This window comes from Mycobacterium sp., assembly GCF_049585075.1.
Taxonomy (GTDB): domain Bacteria; phylum Actinomycetota; class Actinomycetes; order Mycobacteriales; family Mycobacteriaceae; genus Mycobacterium.
The window spans coordinates 1-14,423 of sequence record NZ_JBAUZA010000142.1; the positions used below are offsets into that span (position 1 = coordinate 1).

The window sequence follows — 14,423 nt, forward strand, 5'->3', positions numbered from 1 at the left end:
GTTCGGGCACCGGAACTCCGGGTAGCGCGTCGTAGACGACGAAGTCGTCGCACGCCGCGGCCAGCGCCCGGCTCGACGAGCCGGCCACCCCGACGCCCACTACGTAGCGGCCGAGCCGCTTACACCGCTGTGCCAGCGGGATGTAGTCGGAGTCGCCGGCCGCGATCACGACATGGGTCAGGTCGGGCAGCCGGAACATGTCCTCGACCGTGTCGACGGCCAGCCGGATATCGGCGCCGTTCTTGCCATAGGCCGCCGCCGGGAACAGCTGCACCAAATCGACCGCCCTGCCCACCAGCTGTTGGCGATAGCCCGTGTTGACCTCGGCCGACCAGTCCGCGTAGGCGCGGGTGAGCACCAAGGTGCCGAACGACGAGGCGAAGTCGATGATGGCGCCGACGTCGACGGTCGCCCGGCCCAACCGGTCCGGGTGCTTGTCCAGGCCCTTGGCCTTGTCCTTCTGGAACGAACCGCGACCGTTCACCTGGTCGTAGCGAGAGATCACGATGTTGTCGAAGTCGAGGTATACCGCAACGCGGCCCTCGCCAAGATCTGCCATGACCCCAGTCTGGAGGAATTATGTGCCGAGCGGATCTCTTCCGGCCCGTCGACGCAGTGTCCACCTGACAAGGGCATAAATCGCCACAAGGTCAAGTGCGATGGCCGCGAGATTGAACCACGGGTAGGTCGGCACCCAGACCGCCGAGATGATCAACGACGCCGACGCCGCTATCAGGGCAATGATCGCCGCCCCCGGTATGTCGAAAATCAGCATCGCGGCAGTGCCCGCGACAACGAGACCGGTGACGATAAAGAGCCAGCCCTGCCAAGAGCTGATGGTGTACAAACCTTGCAACAACGTGTTCAAGCCGCTGATGGCCAGCACAACCCCGGCGGTGAACGGCAGGCGTGACACGTCGGCCGTGGAGGGTCGGCGGCCAATGCTCTGCGGTTCTTTCGTCATCTCAACCCGAGGTACTACCCGCGTCGCTTAACGGCTAAACTGCCTACTTCTGGAGCCAGAGTTCGACGCCGATGTCGACGAGCCGAATTTCCTTGCTCCGGAATGGAATACCTGCCACTAGCGTCTCCAGTTGGGCTGGCGTGTAGGCGCGCTTCAGCAGCATGAACCGAAATGTGGCGATGGTCATCCAGCGCTCGACCGTGCCCAGCGCGATCGCGCCGAAGTATCGCCTGATCTCGGACATCGGCACGTCCTTGCGCAAATCCAGGACCACTGCCGTGCCGCCGGGGCGCAGTACGCGGTGCATCTCCACGAGCGCCTTGTGCGGTTCGGAGAAATTCTTGAACGCGGCACTGCACGCCAGCAGGTCGAAGCTGCTATCTGGGAACGGCATCGCCGATACATTGCCTTGGTGGAAGTCGACCTTGACGCCCGCCTCGGTGGCATTCCGCCGGGCCAGCTCGACCATCGTGTGGCTGACGTCGAGCCCCGTCACGCGATACGCCCCGCCCCTAGCCATTTCAATTGCGACGAAGCCCGGCCCCGGCGCCACTTCCAGCATGTCTCCGCCCTGCGGCAACACCGTGCGTAGGCGCGCAGCCAGCGCTCGGAAGCGCTCCATGTCCTTACGCGTGCTCTTGTCATACCAGCGCGCGATGGCGCCTTCCATTCCAAGTCCCCGGTACCCTTTGATCGTTGCAGCCGTCATGCTGGGAGTTCCTTTTCCTTAGTGAGTGAGTATCTTATTCAGTAAGCTAATTAGAGAATAGGCGGATAGAAGCCAGTGTCAAGGTCAGACCGCGCTCGGTTGCACGAGACGGTGATCGGCTGCCTGAGGCAGTTCATCGCGGGGAGCATTCTGTACAACCAACAGATTGCCGACCGAGTGGGCTTGCGCCTCACCGATATGCAGTGCATCAACGTACTTGAGCTCATGGGGCCGGCCACGCCAGGCGAGCTGGCCCGCTTCACCGGGTTGACGACGGGCGGCGTCACGGTGATGCTCGACCGGCTGGAGAAAGGTGGCTATCTGAAGCGGCAGCCGAACCCCCGCGACCGCCGCAGTGTTCTGGTGCATTTGAATCCCACGAAAGTCAAGAAGATGCAGGCCTTTTACGGGGAGATCAACCAGCGCATGGCGGCTCTGCTGGACGAGACGTCGGAACGTGAACTGCGCTCGGTTGTGAGCTTCTTGTCCAAAATGAATGAGTCTCGAATGGAGCCACCGGGCTGACATGGCGGAAATCGAGCTCTCCCAAGGCATTTTGCATTATCGAGACCACGGCAGCGGTCCTTGCGTGGTGCTGATCCATGGACTTTTCGTCAACAGCAGCGTCTGGGACGACCTGGTCCCGCTGCTCGAGGGGGCCTAGCGTTGAGCAATGAGCCAGCAGCAAGTCAAGATGCGATGAACAAACCGGGCATCGGTGCACGGGCCACCGAAGTGGTCGACTTCTTCATCGAGGCGGTCGAGCAAATCCCCTCGCAGAGTTGGGATCTGCCGTCGAATCTTGAAGGCTGGAGTATCGCCGAGCTGGTGGCTCATAGCACTGGGACTGCAGCCAAGATCGCGACGCTCGTCGAGGGTGGGCAGCCTGCGCAGGGGCCCGCTGATCCGGATGACTGGAGAAGCGACGACCCCGCCGCACAGCTTCGCGAGCTGGCCAGCCGATTGCGCGATGCTCTGGCCACCGCGGACCTCGATGCACTGCGCGAGGCGCTGACGACTCCCATCGTCGGCTTGTCGATCCACACCTGGGACCTGTATCGATCCCAGGACCGCCCGGTCGAGCTGCCCGCGGCCCTGCTCGCGTTCTGCGAAAAGGTGGCGGAGTCGGTGCCGGAAGAGACGCTGCGCCGGCCCGGCGCGTTCGGGCCGGCTCAACCCGTGCCCGAGGGCGCGACGCCGACCGCCCGGCTGATGGCCTACTTCGGGCGCTCGGTTGCGTAGCGACTAATCCAACGGCGACCCGACGCGATGTTGGGTGCCGTCTGGGTCGACGTAGACGAACTCGCGCAAGTTGTACGGGGTATCGAACGGCGGGATGAACCGGCCTTCGAGGTCAAGTGCTTTCCACTCGGCGTGTAAGGCATCAGCATCGCTGACATAGAAGTAAACAGTCGACGCGGTTCGTAAGGGATCGTGTTCCGACCACTCGGTCAGATGCAGCGAGACCGAACCGCGATCGGCGTACCCGTAGCGCTCTGGACCCTCGTATTCATGGACGTCGAATCCGAGGCGCCGGTACCGGTCGAGGGCGGCATCAAGGTTGAGGACCGGCAGGACGGGAGCAACGCGAGTGAAGGTGACGCGAGACATCATTCAGGCGACCCCTGGTCGAGACGGAACGGTGGGTACTCGTCGCGCAGTAGGGTGCTGTAGGCGCGCACCCGGATTCCCCACCGGTTGATCCCAATCACGAAGTCGTACAACCCCTTCGGGTAGCGCCCGGTAAACAGCAAGCCCACCATGGCGATCACCACCAGGATCGCTATCAGCGGCGGCAAGAAGTAGGCGGCGACAGCCTCGTTCTGGTTCATCACGAAAGCGCGCCAACCGCCGGCGAAGACGGCGAGCAGTATCAGGTAGTGCGGAATGGCTAGTAGCCACCACTTGATCAGCACCAAGCCCCGGCTCAGATGCTCGGGATAGTCGACCTCCAGGTCGGCCGGATACTCAGCCTTCGACTGCAGGCTGAACGGCGGGTACTTGTCTGTACCGAGTGCGGTGAGCGCGTAAAAGGCGACCCGCCAGCGCCATCGCATGACACCGACGCTGAAGTCGAACAGGGCGCGCGGGTACTTGCCGGTGAACAGAATCGCGAACAACGCGATCACCCACACCACCACGACGACGATGGTCAAAAACAACAGCACGATGTAATGCGGAATGGCCAGAAGCCATTTGACGAGCCACTGCCAGCGTGACAACGCGGGATCGAGGTCACCTCGGACCCGAACCGGATAGTTTTCAGGTTGCGTCATCGACTGCTCCTTCCGTGCGCTCCGTCACCAGAAAAAGTGATATCATTTTATATCACATTTGAGAAGGGCGGTACCAGTGGACAGCACTGAATCAACCAACAACGCTCAGGTCGTCGGACATCAGGGAGCCCAGGTCGAGATCCATCAGCGTCCGGCCGGCGCCGTCACCGGCTGGCTCGGTGTGCTCGTCGTCGCCGCGAGCATCGCCGGAATTATCCTGGCGGCCAACAACAAACGCGACCTGCTGTGGCTGCCGATCCTGATCCTGGTCTTGGTCGCCACCTCGCTGGTGATCGTTCCGCCCGGGCAGAGCTCGGTGATCCAGTTCTTCGGGCGCTACATCGGCACCGTGAGCCGGCCGGGGTTTTGGTGGGTGACGCCGTTGACCGTGCGCCGAGGGGTCAGCCTGCGGGTGCGTAACTTTGAGACCGCACACCTGAAGGTCAACGACGCCGACGGTAGCCCGGTAGAGATCGCTGCGATCGTGGTCTGGCAAGTGGCCGACACCGCCAAGGCGACCTACGCGGTGGATAGCTACCAAGACTTCGTGTCCATGCAGGCCGAGTCGGCGCTGCGCCACGTCGCCACCAGCCAGCCCTACGACGACCCCACCGGTGCCGGCACTTCGCTGCGCGGCTCCACCGATCAAGTGGTCGCCGACCTCGCCCGCGAACTGGCCCAACGGGTCCAAATCGCCGGCGTAGAAATCGTCGAGGTCCGCATCTCGCATTTGGCCTACGCCCAAGAAATCGCCCAGGCGATGCTGCGCCGCCAGCAGGCCGGCGCCGTCATCGCCGCCCGCACCCGCATCGTGGAGGGCGCCGTCGGCATGGTGAAGCTGGCGCTGGAGCAGCTCACTGACAGCGGCGTCGTGGACCTCGACGAGGAGCGCACCGCCAGCATGGTCAGCAACCTCATGGTTGTGCTCTGCGCGGACCAACCGCCCTCGCCCGTGGTCAACACCGGCACGCTCTACACGTGAGCGATCGCCGACAGGTCCTGCTCCGGATCGACCCTGCCGTGCACGACGCGCTCACCCGCTGGGCCAACGACGAGTTCCGCAGCCTCAACGGCCAGATCGAAATGATCCTGCGCCGAGCACTCGATGACGCCGGTCGGATGCCCAAACATGTTGCGCCCCCGCCAAAGAGAGGCCGCCCCCGAACCACGTCGCAGAGCTAAGCCAGATGCGCGCTACTGTCTTCTAATTCGTTGCGGCGCAGGTTCATCGGGGTTGTCGCGGGGAGATCGCCGGCGGCGATAACAGTGCGGGTGATCGGTGTGAGCGCTTGGAACAGTGCTTCCACCTCGTCGTCAGTGAGCGCGTCGAGTACCGAAAGCGAAAGCGCGTCGGTGGTCGATTCGATGTGGTCCTTCAGTTCCCGACCGGCGGCGGTGATCGACCCGTCGTCGTTGAGCAGTCCCCGCTCGGCCAGCTGTTCCTCGTGGCGACGCCACGATGCGTTGTCGTAGTCGCGGGCACGGGTCATGTAATCGCGCGCAATCGCGCCCGAAGCGACCTGCAGCACGTTGCATTCCCGACCGGAGACCCCGGCCGCTGCCAGTACCGCGATGTGCGTGTCGCCGCGCTGCTCGCGCAACAGTGTCGTGGCATGCCACAACGCGTCCAGCGGGTCGTCTGGCCACGGCAGCGCGCGGTTTGCGGCGAACAGCGGCCGCCCGTCGAGCGGCGCCTGACGCGCCGTCTTCCCGGCCAATTCAGCTGCGACAGCGACGTTTTCATCCGCCGTTATGCCGTAGCGGCGCAGCGCGGCAACCGCAGATTCCTGCCGGGCGCGCAACGCCGCGTCTGGTCCGGCGATCTCCCACGCCGCCGGCAGCGCCTTGGCGACCCGCTCTGGGGCGAAGTTGTAGAACGTCGCGGTCACCATTTCGGGCGGCACCGTGCCCAGCGGCGCCGAGCGGCCGGCGAAGTAGCCCATCCAAAACCCGCGATACCCCAGCCCGTCGAGCGCCGCCCGCGCCTCCGGCGCGAAGTAGGTCACCTGATGCACCGGCTCGAACCGATCAAAGAAGCGGTGGGCCAGTTTTGGTTCTCTGCGCATGGTCGCAGTAAACCACCCGCCGAGAAGGACACGAACGTGTAGGGGGCGCGAATCACTGCCCCTTCCTGGCTTGTTCGTCGGCAATGATTTCGGGCAACCGGTGCTCGAGTTCTTGGTGCCAGGTGATTTCCCCCCGCAGCCGGTCAAGGCGATGCTTGACCATCAGCTTTTCGGCAACCGTCAGATAGCGGTCGGCGGCAGCTGCGCGGGCCTCCCATTCAGCGATCATCGCGGACAGTGCCGCGACGCGGGCCGCGACAGTCGCGGGGAGATCCGTCAGATGATCCGGGTCCAATCGGGTCATCGCCAGGTCGAACGGGTCCGGTTTGATCACGATGGCGCTCAACGCCCGCATCCGCAGAGCACCCAACGCTTCCCGGCCCGCCTCGGTAATCGACCAAATCTGGCGGGGCGGGTAGGAGCCGGCCTGTTCGACACGGACCTGCTCGATGAGGCTTTCGGTCGCCAGGCGCTTGAGCGCGCCGTACAACCCGCCCACGGTGATATCGGTCCACATCGCGACATTTTCCTGTTCGGCGAGTAGCCGCAGCTGATGTCCATGCATGGGTCCGCGCTGCTCCAGCGACCCCAAGATGAAAATCCGGATCGACGACATGCAACTACTCTTGCATAAGTAGTCGTGCGCAACTAGCGTTTACGCCCATGGTGTCGGCACTTCTTTATCGAGCGTTTTATCGGATCGGTTTCACGCCCTGGGACGGCCACGCATTGTCGTCGACCTTGCGGAAACTGATCGAGGGCCCGGCCGCATTGCCCGCGGGTATCGCGATCGATATCGGTTGCGGCACAGGCGATTCGTCGATCTATCTAGCCCGCCACGGATGGCAGGTCACCGGAGTGGACGTCGCGGCGAAAGCGCTCGAGAAGGCTGGCGCCAAGGCCGCCGCCGAGCACGTCCGGGTCGACTTCCTGCGGGCCGACGCGACGCGGCTGAGCTCGGCGGGGCTCGATAAGGGCTGCACGCTGATCCTGGACAGCGGCTGTCTGCACGGCATGAGCGACGACGCCCGCGACCGCTACGTCGCGGAACTCCGCGCGATCGCCGCCCCGCAAACGCACCTGCTGATCTTCGCGTTCACGCCCGGCGGCCAGACCGGGGTGCGCGGCGTCGACCACGCCGAGATCGAACGGCGTTTCACACCGCAATGGGAATTGGTCTCGGCCGCAGACGAACCGGAGATGACCAACGATCCCCAGCACCCGGCGCGCCACTACCTGCTGCAGCGCCGCGCATAAGTCGGCCGCGGTCCTATATCAGACATCCTTCCAATAGCACGCGATAGCTGATTAAGATCGGAAAACGCCATCGCACCAGCAATGGCGCGCTGGCTGAGAAGTAAGCAGGCGACTATGGCCGATATCGTCTTTGTCAATCCTCGATTCGAGGCGTCCTACTGGGGCCTCGAACACGCACTTCCGCTGCTCGGAAAGAAGTGCAACCTACCGACCGCCTGCCTGCCGCTGCTCGCGGCGTTGACGCCCGCAGGCCATTCCGTGTCCATCGCCGACGAGAACGTCGAACCGATCGACTACGACCGTCTAGCGCGGGCCGACATCGTGGCGCTCACCGGCATGACGGTTCAGCGCGCTCGGATGCGCGAGATCCTCCGCGAACTCAAAGCCCGCGGTGTTTTCACGGTCGTCGGCGGTCCGTGGGTCACCGTGCAGGAGGATTACTTCGACGGGCTGACCGACGTGATCTTCGTCGGCGAAGCCGAAACGACCTGGCCGCAGTTTCTCGAAGAATGGGCCGTGGGCCGACATGGGCGCCGCTACGAACAACTCGAGGCGACCGACATGACCCGGGTGCCGGTGCCGCGCTACGACTTGCTGAAGGCCAAGGACTATTTGTTCGGCAGTGTCCAATTCAGCCGCGGCTGTCCGTTCCAATGCGAGTTTTGCGACATCATCGTCACCTTCGGTCGTAGGCCGAGGCTGAAGACGAGCGCGCAGGTGATCGCCGAGTTGGAAGCGATGCGCAAGCAACACCTGAGAATCGCCTTCATCGTCGACGACAACCTGATCGGCAACAAGACCGCGGTCAAGGAGCTGCTGCGCGACGTTGCCGCGTGGCAAACCGCCGAGGGATACCCGTTCACCTTCTTCACCGAGGCGTCGCTCAACCTCGCCGAAGACGAAGAGATGATCGAGTTGATGGACGCGGCCAACATCGTGACCGTATTCATCGGCATTGAGAGCCCGAACGAAGAGTCGCTGCGCGAGACGAAGAAGTATCAAAACGTCAAAAAGGCCGACTCGATCGTCGACCGCGTCCGCAAAGTGCAGGACTCCGGCATCGAAGTCTGGTGCGGCATGATCGTCGGCTTCGACCACGACGACACCCGGATCTTCAAGGCCCAGCACGAGTTCCTTCGTCAGACCGACATCATGCACGCCATGGTGGGCATGCTCTCGGCGATCCCGAAGACGCCGCTGCACGCTCGCTTGAAGGATGAGGGCCGCCTCGATCTCGACGACGAACAACCGTTCGGCACTAATGTCATTCCGCTCGGCATGACGCGCGACGAGCTGCGCGACGGGTACATCGGCCTGATGCGCGAGTTGTACGATCCCGAATTCTACTTCGAGCGGCTCGAAAATCTGTTCATCACAAGGCAATTCGATTGGGCGCGGACCCGCAATGCCTACTGGCGCCAGCATCCGTGGCAGAAATGGAAATCGCAGTCGGTCGATGCTGTGCTGGCCACCGGGCTATTCCTCCGGCTGATGAAAAATATTCCGGATCCGAAGCTGCGCCGGATCTATCGCCGTCGGATGACGACCATGCTGCGCCGACGGCCCGATCCAGGCTTGCTGTTCATCTGCGTGGTCAAGTGCGCGATGCACTACCACCACTACACAATGGCCCGCCAGATGAGCGAACAACGGACGCTGGTCAACACGTTCTAGCGTTCTGCGCGGCGCGCTTCAGGGATCTCACCAGACACTTTAGTCACTGGCTGAAGGACTAGTTGCTTCTGCGATTTGAATACGTATGTGATATCAGAGCCCGGGTGATATCGCATGCGCGCTCGTTTCCAAAACCATGTGCACCCCGACTTCCTGGTGCGCAGGTGGCTGGTGTGACCGCAACTACCGCTTCAACATTCGCTTGAGGGCCGGCATCACCAGCGGAGTGGGCACGAACCGGGTCGAACCCAGCGCTAACTTCACCTGTGGTCCGCCCGGAACCACCGATGCGCGACCATGATCGGCGGCCTTGAGCGCGTCGGCGACCACCCGCTCGGCAGAAACGTGGGTGAATCCCGGCAGTCGGCCGACCAGGAAATCGGCGTTGTTGGTGGCCTGAAACTCCGTCGGCACCGGACCGGGGCAGACGGCGGTGACCGTCACACCGTTGTCGGCGACTTCAGCGTTGACCGCCTCTGACAGCCACAGCACGTAAGCCTTGGCTGCGGCGTAGTTGGCGTTGTACGGCGCCGGCTGAAAACCCGACACCGACGACAGGTTGATGATCGCGCCGCGGCGGCGCTCGACCATGCCCGGCATGTAGCGCAGCATCAGGTCGGCCACCGCCTCCACATCGACGCGCAGCATCTGCAGTTCCTTCTCCCGGCCCTCGGCGCCGAAGGCTGTGTAGATGCCCAGCCCCGCATTGTTGACCAGGATGTCGACGTGGGCGCGCAGCTCGTCGATGCGGGCCGCCAGCCGGTCTCGGTCGGCCGGCACCGCGAGATCGGTGCCCACCGCGACGGCGTGCTCGTCGCCGCCCAACTCGGCGCACAACGCTTGCAGCCGATCCTCCCGGCGGGCGGTGACGACGACACGGTGGCCGCGGGCCACGAGTTGGCGGGCGAACTGTTCGCCGATGCCCGACGATGCGCCGGTGACCACGGCGACCGACGTGGGTGATGGTGGCGGAAGTGTCATGCAGCAACGGTACCGCCGCGTAAAGTCCCGCACGTGAGCAAGCGGATCGTCCTGTGTTTTGACGGCACCGCCAACCAAGTCGGCGCGGGAAATCTCACCAACGTCGCCAAGCTATTCGAGATGCTGGAGAAGAACGATCCCGCCAGCCAGCTGACCTACTACGAGCCCGGTGTGGGCACGCTGGCGCCGGCGTCGGCGCACTCGGCGATCCATCGCACCGTGACGCTGCTGATCGAGCAGGCGTTCGGGGTGGGACTGAAAGACAATGTCGCACAGGCATACCGGTATCTCATGCAGCATTGGCGCCCCGGCGACGCGGTCTACATTTTCGGTTTCAGCCGCGGCGCCTACACGGCGCGCGCACTGGCGGGCATGCTACTTCGGCCGGGACTGATGCGGCCCGGCTCGGAGAACCTGCTGCCGTATGCCGTCGAAAAATACGCCATCAACCGAGATTTCACGCAGAACGAGTTCGACCACTGGGCGGAGTTCGCCCGCGCGTTCTGCTGGCGCACCGAGAACGAGCCGCTGTTTTCCACCGTGCGGCAAAACAGCCCGAATCAGGTGTGGCACTACGCGGTACCGGTGACCTATCTCGGGCTGTGGGACACCGTCAAGGCGGCCGGCTTCTTGCGGTTCGGCACGCTGCGCTGGCCCTACACGCGGTCGCTGCCCAACGTGGCCCGCATCCGCCACGCCGTCTCGATCGACGAACGCCGTCGCCCCTATCGCGAATATCTCGTCGAACGCCACCCGGTCGGGCTCGAGGAGCGGTGGTTCGCCGGGGTGCACGCCGATGTGGGCGGCACGTTCATGCCCGATCACCGGCTTGCCACGATCGCGCTGAAGTGGGTCGCGGACGGAGTGATCGGCGACCTGGCGATCGACGTGGACGCCTATCGTGAGCAGTGCGCGGTGACTGAGGACTTCGCCGGTGCACCGATCCATGACAACGGGAAGTTGTGGTACCTGGTGGGGCGACGGGTGCGGCCGATGGGCGCCGACGCGCTCGTACATCCGAGCGTGCTGGTGCGCCGCCGCGACAATCCGGGCTACCTGCCGAACCTGACCGCCGAGCAGCAACAGCTCAGCGCTGACCCGACAAACTGGACTAATCCAGCGTTGTAAAGGAGCACCTGCCATGGCACTTGATTCGCTGACCGAACTGGACCAGTACAAAGCCGCGCCGTTTCCGCCGGGCTACCCCGACACGACGCGCACGTTCTACAGCCCCGTCGACCAAGTGCACGAAGCGCTCAAGGCCCTGTTGACGTCGGCCAACAAGAGCATCGTGGTGGCGATGTACGGCTACGACGACCCAGAACTAAACTCGGTGCTGCAGTCCGCGCTGAACAACGAAAACATGTACGTGCAAATGAGTCTCGACTCCACTCAAGCCGCGGGAAAGGCTGAGCACGCTCTCCTGGCCCCGTGGCTCAACCACAAAATCGGCAACAGCATCGCGATCGGGCACAGTGAGAAGTCGGCGATCATGCACTTGAAGATGGTGCTGATCGACGGTGTCGACGTCATCACCGGCTCAACGAACTGGTCCACCGGCGGAGAATCCAAGCAGGACAACCAACTCACCGTCATCCGCGACCCGTTGGTGTGCACGGAAGCCCGCTCACGGCTTGACATCATCCACGACGGCATGCTCAAGCAGATGGCCCAACAAGCTGCCAAGGTTCACTGACGGCTTCGACCCTGAGGTTACGCGGCCGGAAGCGGCAGTGTGCGGCAGGTCGCGCAGCTCAGCCGGCCGGCGCCAGCATGTCCTTCCACCCGTCGTCTCCTGTTTTGCTCGAATTGTCGACCGCGTACTTCACACCGTCGGGCCCTTCGAGCTCACCGCTCTGCGGGCTGTAGACGGCCGCGGGCGGCCCGCCGGGAACGTAGACGCAGGGATTGGGTTGTTGCCCATTGCATTGCACGGTGCCCGAGCCCGGCCGCTGCAACGGGTCGCTCTTCGGCGGCGGCGTCTGCCCGGCTGGCGGCAGCTTGTCGGCGGGCGCTGGGTTGAGGCCGGTGTTGACCGACGGCGCCGGTATCACGTGGCCGGGATCGACCGGCTGGTCGCATCGCGCGCCCGGTGCCGGGCAATTCCGGATCTGGTTGGGGTCGCCGTACCACGGGTTGGTGCCCAACGGAACGTACGGTTTGGGATCGCGGCACTCCCGCGGCGTCGCGGCCCGTTTGCCGGGGACATCGACACACGGAATGTTGCGGGCCCCGCGCACGACGTTAGCCGGGTTGTCTTGCGGGACCTTGCAATACAAGCCGGACGGCAGCGGCGCCAGGCTGGTGTCCGCCGGAGATCGCCACTGCGGTGCTGGCAAGAAGCCGGTCATACACGGCGGTGGCTGGTTGATCGTCAGCGCGGTGTCAAGCAATGCGTAGCCCGGAAATACCACCGTCTCCGTCTGTCCGGCCGCAACGTTTTGCGGCAGGAACACCAGTATCTGCTCGACGCCCTTGTGGTAGCGCTTGAGCATCTCGAGCACGATCTCGAGATTCGCCAATGTCCGCGGGAGCGACTCGCGGATGCCGGTGAACACCGAGTTGACCTGATCCGCGGTCGGTGCCCCTTGATTGAGGATGCTTTGCACATGCTGATCGTTTTGCGCAGACTGCGCGGCAAGCGTATTCAGGTGGTGCGACCAGCGTTTGATCGCTTCGCTCGAGTCGACCTGGCTGTCCAGGATCGGTGCTGAATTTTCAATAATGTCATCGACATCGGAGATGTTGGTCTTGAAGTCACCGGCGATCGCCTGAGTCGCGTCGACCAGCCGCTGCAACGCTGGGCCCAGCCCACCGACCGCTTGGGCCGTCTCGTCGAGCAACTGGCTGATCTTCTCCTTGGGCAGCACCGCCAGGCCGCGGTTGGCGGCGTCCAGCGCCGGCCCAATGTCGGCGGGCACGCTGGCCTTGGTGATGGTCTGTCCCGGCGAGAAATATTTGTCCGGGTTGCCTTGCGACACCAAGTCCAGATACTGCTCGCCGACAGCCGATACCGAATGCACATTCGCCGACGCATCGATTGGGATCTTGTACCGATCCCCGATACTCATGGTCGCCTGCACACCGGTCTCGGTGGGCTCGACGGCGGTGACCCTGCCGATGGTCTGACCGCGATAGGTCACGTTGGCCGTCCTGTACAAACCGCCCGAGGTCGGCAGGTCCGCTTTCAGCGTGTACTGCCCGATCCCCATCGCAGTGGGAACCCGTAAGTAATACCAGCCCAAGGCAATTGCCGTGACTAGAGTTATAGCGCCGAACGTGATCAGCTGGCGCCACACCAAGCGAGTTAACATTGCCGGTCCGCCCTTTCGACCAGCGGGCCGCCGGGAACGTCGTTCGGGTTTGGTGTGTACCGGACGTCCGGAATCATCGTTTGGGGATCGCGGCCATACGACTGCTCGAGCGCGCGCAGCGCTCCGGAGAATCCGGTCCCGGTGAGCACCGCGTTGTCGACCGAGCTCATGGTCAGGTCAACCGTCAGCGACAGGTTGAAATAGTCACCCCGGAACGACTTCGGCACCGCGTCGATATCGAACGGCTGAACGAGGATCAGCTTGAGCGCCTGGATCAAATACGGTGAGGCACGGCCGAGTTCCCGCAACGGGCACTGCAGCGACAGCAGGTCTTGATGGAGGTTGCTTCGTGAGGGGGCCAGGTATTTGTTGGCGACCTGGCCGAGCCGTCCCGTCGCGTCGACAGCGTTGATGAACAGGTTCTGCTTGTCAGCGAAATGCTTGATCAGCGGGTTGAATTCGGTGAACACCCGATCCAGAACATCCGCTCGGGAAGCCGCGTACACCAATAAACCATTGGTGGAATCGATAGCTCGGTTGATGTCATCGGCTTGCTCGTCGAGCCGGGCGGTGAAGGTGTCCAGCTTGCCGAGGAAAGCCCGGATCTGGTCGGCACGCCCGTTGACGATGTTGTAGACCTCGTTTTGCAGCACTTCGACATTCGGGATGCCGCCTCCGCGCAGGATCAGGGCGAGGCTGGCCAACGTCTGCTCGGTCGTGGGGTAGCCCGAGGCGTTCTTCAGTGGGATCGTGTCGCCGTTTTTCAGCTGCTCCGGCGACGGGTCGGGCGGCGCGGCCAGCTCGATATGCTGCGAACCCAGCAGGCTTGTCTGCCCGATCTTGGCGGTGGCGTTCTTGGGCAACTTGACGCTCTTGTTCAGGCTCAGCGTCAGCGTAGGGACCCAGTTCTTCAGGCTGACCGCGCGGACCGTGCCGACGAAGACATCGGCCACCCGCACCCGGCTGTTGTCGTTGAGCGCCAACGTGTCTGGCATCTGGACGTAGATGGTGTAGGAGCCGGCTCCGGTGCCCGGGCCGCCGGGCATCGGCACATTCGCGATGCCGTGCCAGCTCGCGCATGACGTCAGCGTGATCGCAATTGCGAGCAGGGCCAGGCCCTGTCTGACCCGCTTCACGATCCCGGTCCTGTCGACACGGCCGCCTCCGCGGGTAGCGGTGGCC

At 63.7% G+C, this 14,423-nt stretch carries 19 protein-coding genes; 9 read left to right on the top strand and 10 right to left on the bottom strand.

Translation table 11 applies throughout. The features are described from left to right. The 3 genes from WB785_RS06740 to WB785_RS06750 all read right to left on the bottom strand — a co-directional run. Positions 1-559: NYN domain-containing protein (locus WB785_RS06740; RefSeq protein WP_424078013.1), on the bottom strand; the 559-nt coding region annotated here is incomplete at its 3' end. 18 nt (positions 560-577) lie between these two features. Further along, the gene (locus tag WB785_RS06745) at positions 578-964 is read right to left on the bottom strand and encodes a DUF7144 family membrane protein (RefSeq protein ID WP_424078015.1); all 387 of its coding nucleotides are present in this window, start codon (positions 962-964) and stop codon (positions 578-580) included. A gap of 43 nt (positions 965-1,007) precedes the next feature. Next, positions 1,008-1,673 (bottom strand): class I SAM-dependent methyltransferase, encoded by a 666-nt coding sequence (locus WB785_RS06750; RefSeq protein WP_424078016.1) that lies wholly within the window; start codon positions 1,671-1,673, stop codon positions 1,008-1,010. Positions 1,674-1,772: 99 nt separating this feature from the next. Between WB785_RS06750 and WB785_RS06755 the strand changes: the two genes are divergently transcribed. The 3 genes from WB785_RS06755 to WB785_RS06765 are packed head-to-tail and all read left to right on the top strand — an operon-like array spanning position 1,773 to position 2,915. Next, positions 1,773-2,198, top strand: a complete 426-nt coding sequence (locus tag WB785_RS06755) for a MarR family winged helix-turn-helix transcriptional regulator (protein ID WP_424078017.1) — start codon at positions 1,773-1,775, stop codon at positions 2,196-2,198. A 1-nt stretch (position 2,199) separates the two neighbouring features. Continuing rightward, a complete protein-coding gene (locus WB785_RS06760) occupies positions 2,200-2,337 on the top strand; it encodes an alpha/beta fold hydrolase (protein ID WP_424078018.1) in 138 nt (45 codons plus the stop codon). 35 nt (positions 2,338-2,372) lie between these two features. Then, complete coding sequence (locus WB785_RS06765) at positions 2,373-2,915, top strand: TIGR03086 family metal-binding protein (protein ID WP_424078019.1); 543 nt, start codon at positions 2,373-2,375, stop codon at positions 2,913-2,915. Between the two features lie 3 nt (positions 2,916-2,918). Here the strand turns inward: WB785_RS06765 and WB785_RS06770 are convergent, their stop codons facing one another. Both WB785_RS06770 and WB785_RS06775 read right to left on the bottom strand, forming a co-directional pair. Further along, positions 2,919-3,284, bottom strand: a complete 366-nt coding sequence (locus WB785_RS06770) for a bleomycin resistance protein (RefSeq protein WP_424078035.1) — start codon at positions 3,282-3,284, stop codon at positions 2,919-2,921. Next, positions 3,284-3,949 (bottom strand): DUF4389 domain-containing protein, encoded by a 666-nt coding sequence (locus tag WB785_RS06775; protein WP_424078020.1) that lies wholly within the window; start codon positions 3,947-3,949, stop codon positions 3,284-3,286. The genes WB785_RS06770 and WB785_RS06775 overlap by 1 nt, the downstream gene beginning before the upstream one ends. 76 nt (positions 3,950-4,025) lie before the next feature. Here WB785_RS06775 and WB785_RS06780 point away from each other — a divergent pair, with 76 nt between their 5' ends. Next, positions 4,026-4,931, top strand: coding sequence for an SPFH domain-containing protein (locus tag WB785_RS06780; protein WP_424078022.1), 906 nt, complete (start codon positions 4,026-4,028; stop codon positions 4,929-4,931). Beyond that, positions 4,928-5,131 carry a hypothetical protein gene (locus tag WB785_RS06785; protein ID WP_424078023.1) on the top strand — a complete coding sequence of 68 codons (204 nt, stop codon included), beginning with the start codon at positions 4,928-4,930 and terminating at the stop codon, positions 5,129-5,131. The genes WB785_RS06780 and WB785_RS06785 overlap by 4 nt, the downstream gene beginning before the upstream one ends. Here the strand turns inward: WB785_RS06785 and WB785_RS06790 are convergent. Together WB785_RS06790 and WB785_RS06795 are read right to left on the bottom strand one after the other, a co-directional pair. Further along, positions 5,128-6,015 (bottom strand): SCO6745 family protein, encoded by an 888-nt coding sequence (locus tag WB785_RS06790; protein ID WP_424078024.1) that lies wholly within the window; start codon positions 6,013-6,015, stop codon positions 5,128-5,130. The two genes, WB785_RS06785 and WB785_RS06790, sit on opposite strands and share 4 nt — an antisense overlap. A gap of 52 nt (positions 6,016-6,067) precedes the next feature. Next, the gene (locus tag WB785_RS06795; RefSeq protein WP_424078026.1) at positions 6,068-6,631 is read right to left on the bottom strand and encodes a PadR family transcriptional regulator; all 564 of its coding nucleotides are present in this window, start codon (positions 6,629-6,631) and stop codon (positions 6,068-6,070) included. Between the two features lie 47 nt (positions 6,632-6,678). On the opposite strand from WB785_RS06795, the gene WB785_RS06800 reads away from it, so the two are divergent. Together WB785_RS06800 and WB785_RS06805 are read left to right on the top strand one after the other, a co-directional pair. Further along, the gene (locus WB785_RS06800; protein WP_424078027.1) at positions 6,679-7,272 is read left to right on the top strand and encodes a class I SAM-dependent methyltransferase; all 594 of its coding nucleotides are present in this window, start codon (positions 6,679-6,681) and stop codon (positions 7,270-7,272) included. 114 nt (positions 7,273-7,386) lie between these two features. Beyond that, positions 7,387-8,946 carry a DUF4070 domain-containing protein gene (locus WB785_RS06805; protein ID WP_424078028.1) on the top strand — a complete coding sequence of 520 codons (1,560 nt, stop codon included), beginning with the start codon at positions 7,387-7,389 and terminating at the stop codon, positions 8,944-8,946. A gap of 183 nt (positions 8,947-9,129) precedes the next feature. Here WB785_RS06805 and WB785_RS06810 read toward each other — a convergent pair whose 3' ends face one another. Then, on the bottom strand, positions 9,130-9,927 hold the full coding sequence (locus WB785_RS06810; protein ID WP_424078030.1) for an SDR family NAD(P)-dependent oxidoreductase: 798 nt from the start codon (positions 9,925-9,927) through the stop codon (positions 9,130-9,132). A 33-nt stretch (positions 9,928-9,960) separates the two neighbouring features. Here WB785_RS06810 and WB785_RS06815 point away from each other — a divergent pair, with 33 nt between their 5' ends. Together WB785_RS06815 and WB785_RS06820 are read left to right on the top strand one after the other, a co-directional pair. Continuing rightward, positions 9,961-11,055 (top strand): DUF2235 domain-containing protein, encoded by a 1,095-nt coding sequence (locus WB785_RS06815; protein ID WP_424078031.1) that lies wholly within the window; start codon positions 9,961-9,963, stop codon positions 11,053-11,055. A 13-nt stretch (positions 11,056-11,068) separates the two neighbouring features. Further along, the gene (locus WB785_RS06820; protein ID WP_424078032.1) at positions 11,069-11,623 is read left to right on the top strand and encodes a phospholipase D-like domain-containing protein; all 555 of its coding nucleotides are present in this window, start codon (positions 11,069-11,071) and stop codon (positions 11,621-11,623) included. Positions 11,624-11,681: 58 nt separating this feature from the next. Here WB785_RS06820 and WB785_RS06825 read toward each other — a convergent pair whose 3' ends face one another. Continuing rightward, a complete protein-coding gene (locus WB785_RS06825) occupies positions 11,682-13,241 on the bottom strand; it encodes an MCE family protein (protein ID WP_424078033.1) in 1,560 nt (519 codons plus the stop codon). Then, positions 13,235-14,380: a virulence factor Mce family protein gene (locus tag WB785_RS06830; RefSeq protein WP_424078037.1), complete on the bottom strand. Its 1,146-nt coding sequence runs from the start codon at positions 14,378-14,380 to the stop codon at positions 13,235-13,237. The genes WB785_RS06825 and WB785_RS06830 overlap by 7 nt, the downstream gene beginning before the upstream one ends. Positions 14,381-14,423: the final 43 nt, after the last annotated feature.

What these genes read in the sequence shown, in the direction of transcription:
- WB785_RS06750 (WP_424078016.1), bottom strand. Translation starts at nt 1,673, where the DNA reads ATGACGGCTGCAACGATCAAAGGGTACCGGGGACTTGGAATGGAAGGC.
- WB785_RS06810 (WP_424078030.1), bottom strand. Translation starts at nt 9,927, where the DNA reads ATGACACTTCCGCCACCATCACCCACGTCGGTCGCCGTGGTCACCGGC.
- WB785_RS06770 (WP_424078035.1), bottom strand. Translation starts at nt 3,284, where the DNA reads ATGTCTCGCGTCACCTTCACTCGCGTTGCTCCCGTCCTGCCGGTCCTC.
- WB785_RS06765 (WP_424078019.1), top strand. Translation starts at nt 2,373, where the DNA reads ATGAACAAACCGGGCATCGGTGCACGGGCCACCGAAGTGGTCGACTTC.
- WB785_RS06760 (WP_424078018.1), top strand. Translation starts at nt 2,200, where the DNA reads ATGGCGGAAATCGAGCTCTCCCAAGGCATTTTGCATTATCGAGACCAC.
- WB785_RS06745 (WP_424078015.1), bottom strand. Translation starts at nt 964, where the DNA reads ATGACGAAAGAACCGCAGAGCATTGGCCGCCGACCCTCCACGGCCGAC.
- WB785_RS06790 (WP_424078024.1), bottom strand. Translation starts at nt 6,015, where the DNA reads ATGCGCAGAGAACCAAAACTGGCCCACCGCTTCTTTGATCGGTTCGAG.
- WB785_RS06795 (WP_424078026.1), bottom strand. Translation starts at nt 6,631, where the DNA reads ATGTCGTCGATCCGGATTTTCATCTTGGGGTCGCTGGAGCAGCGCGGA.
- WB785_RS06825 (WP_424078033.1), bottom strand. Translation starts at nt 13,241, where the DNA reads ATGTTAACTCGCTTGGTGTGGCGCCAGCTGATCACGTTCGGCGCTATA.
- WB785_RS06775 (WP_424078020.1), bottom strand. Translation starts at nt 3,949, where the DNA reads ATGACGCAACCTGAAAACTATCCGGTTCGGGTCCGAGGTGACCTCGAT.
- WB785_RS06800 (WP_424078027.1), top strand. Translation starts at nt 6,679, where the DNA reads ATGGTGTCGGCACTTCTTTATCGAGCGTTTTATCGGATCGGTTTCACG.
- WB785_RS06805 (WP_424078028.1), top strand. Translation starts at nt 7,387, where the DNA reads ATGGCCGATATCGTCTTTGTCAATCCTCGATTCGAGGCGTCCTACTGG.
- WB785_RS06820 (WP_424078032.1), top strand. Translation starts at nt 11,069, where the DNA reads ATGGCACTTGATTCGCTGACCGAACTGGACCAGTACAAAGCCGCGCCG.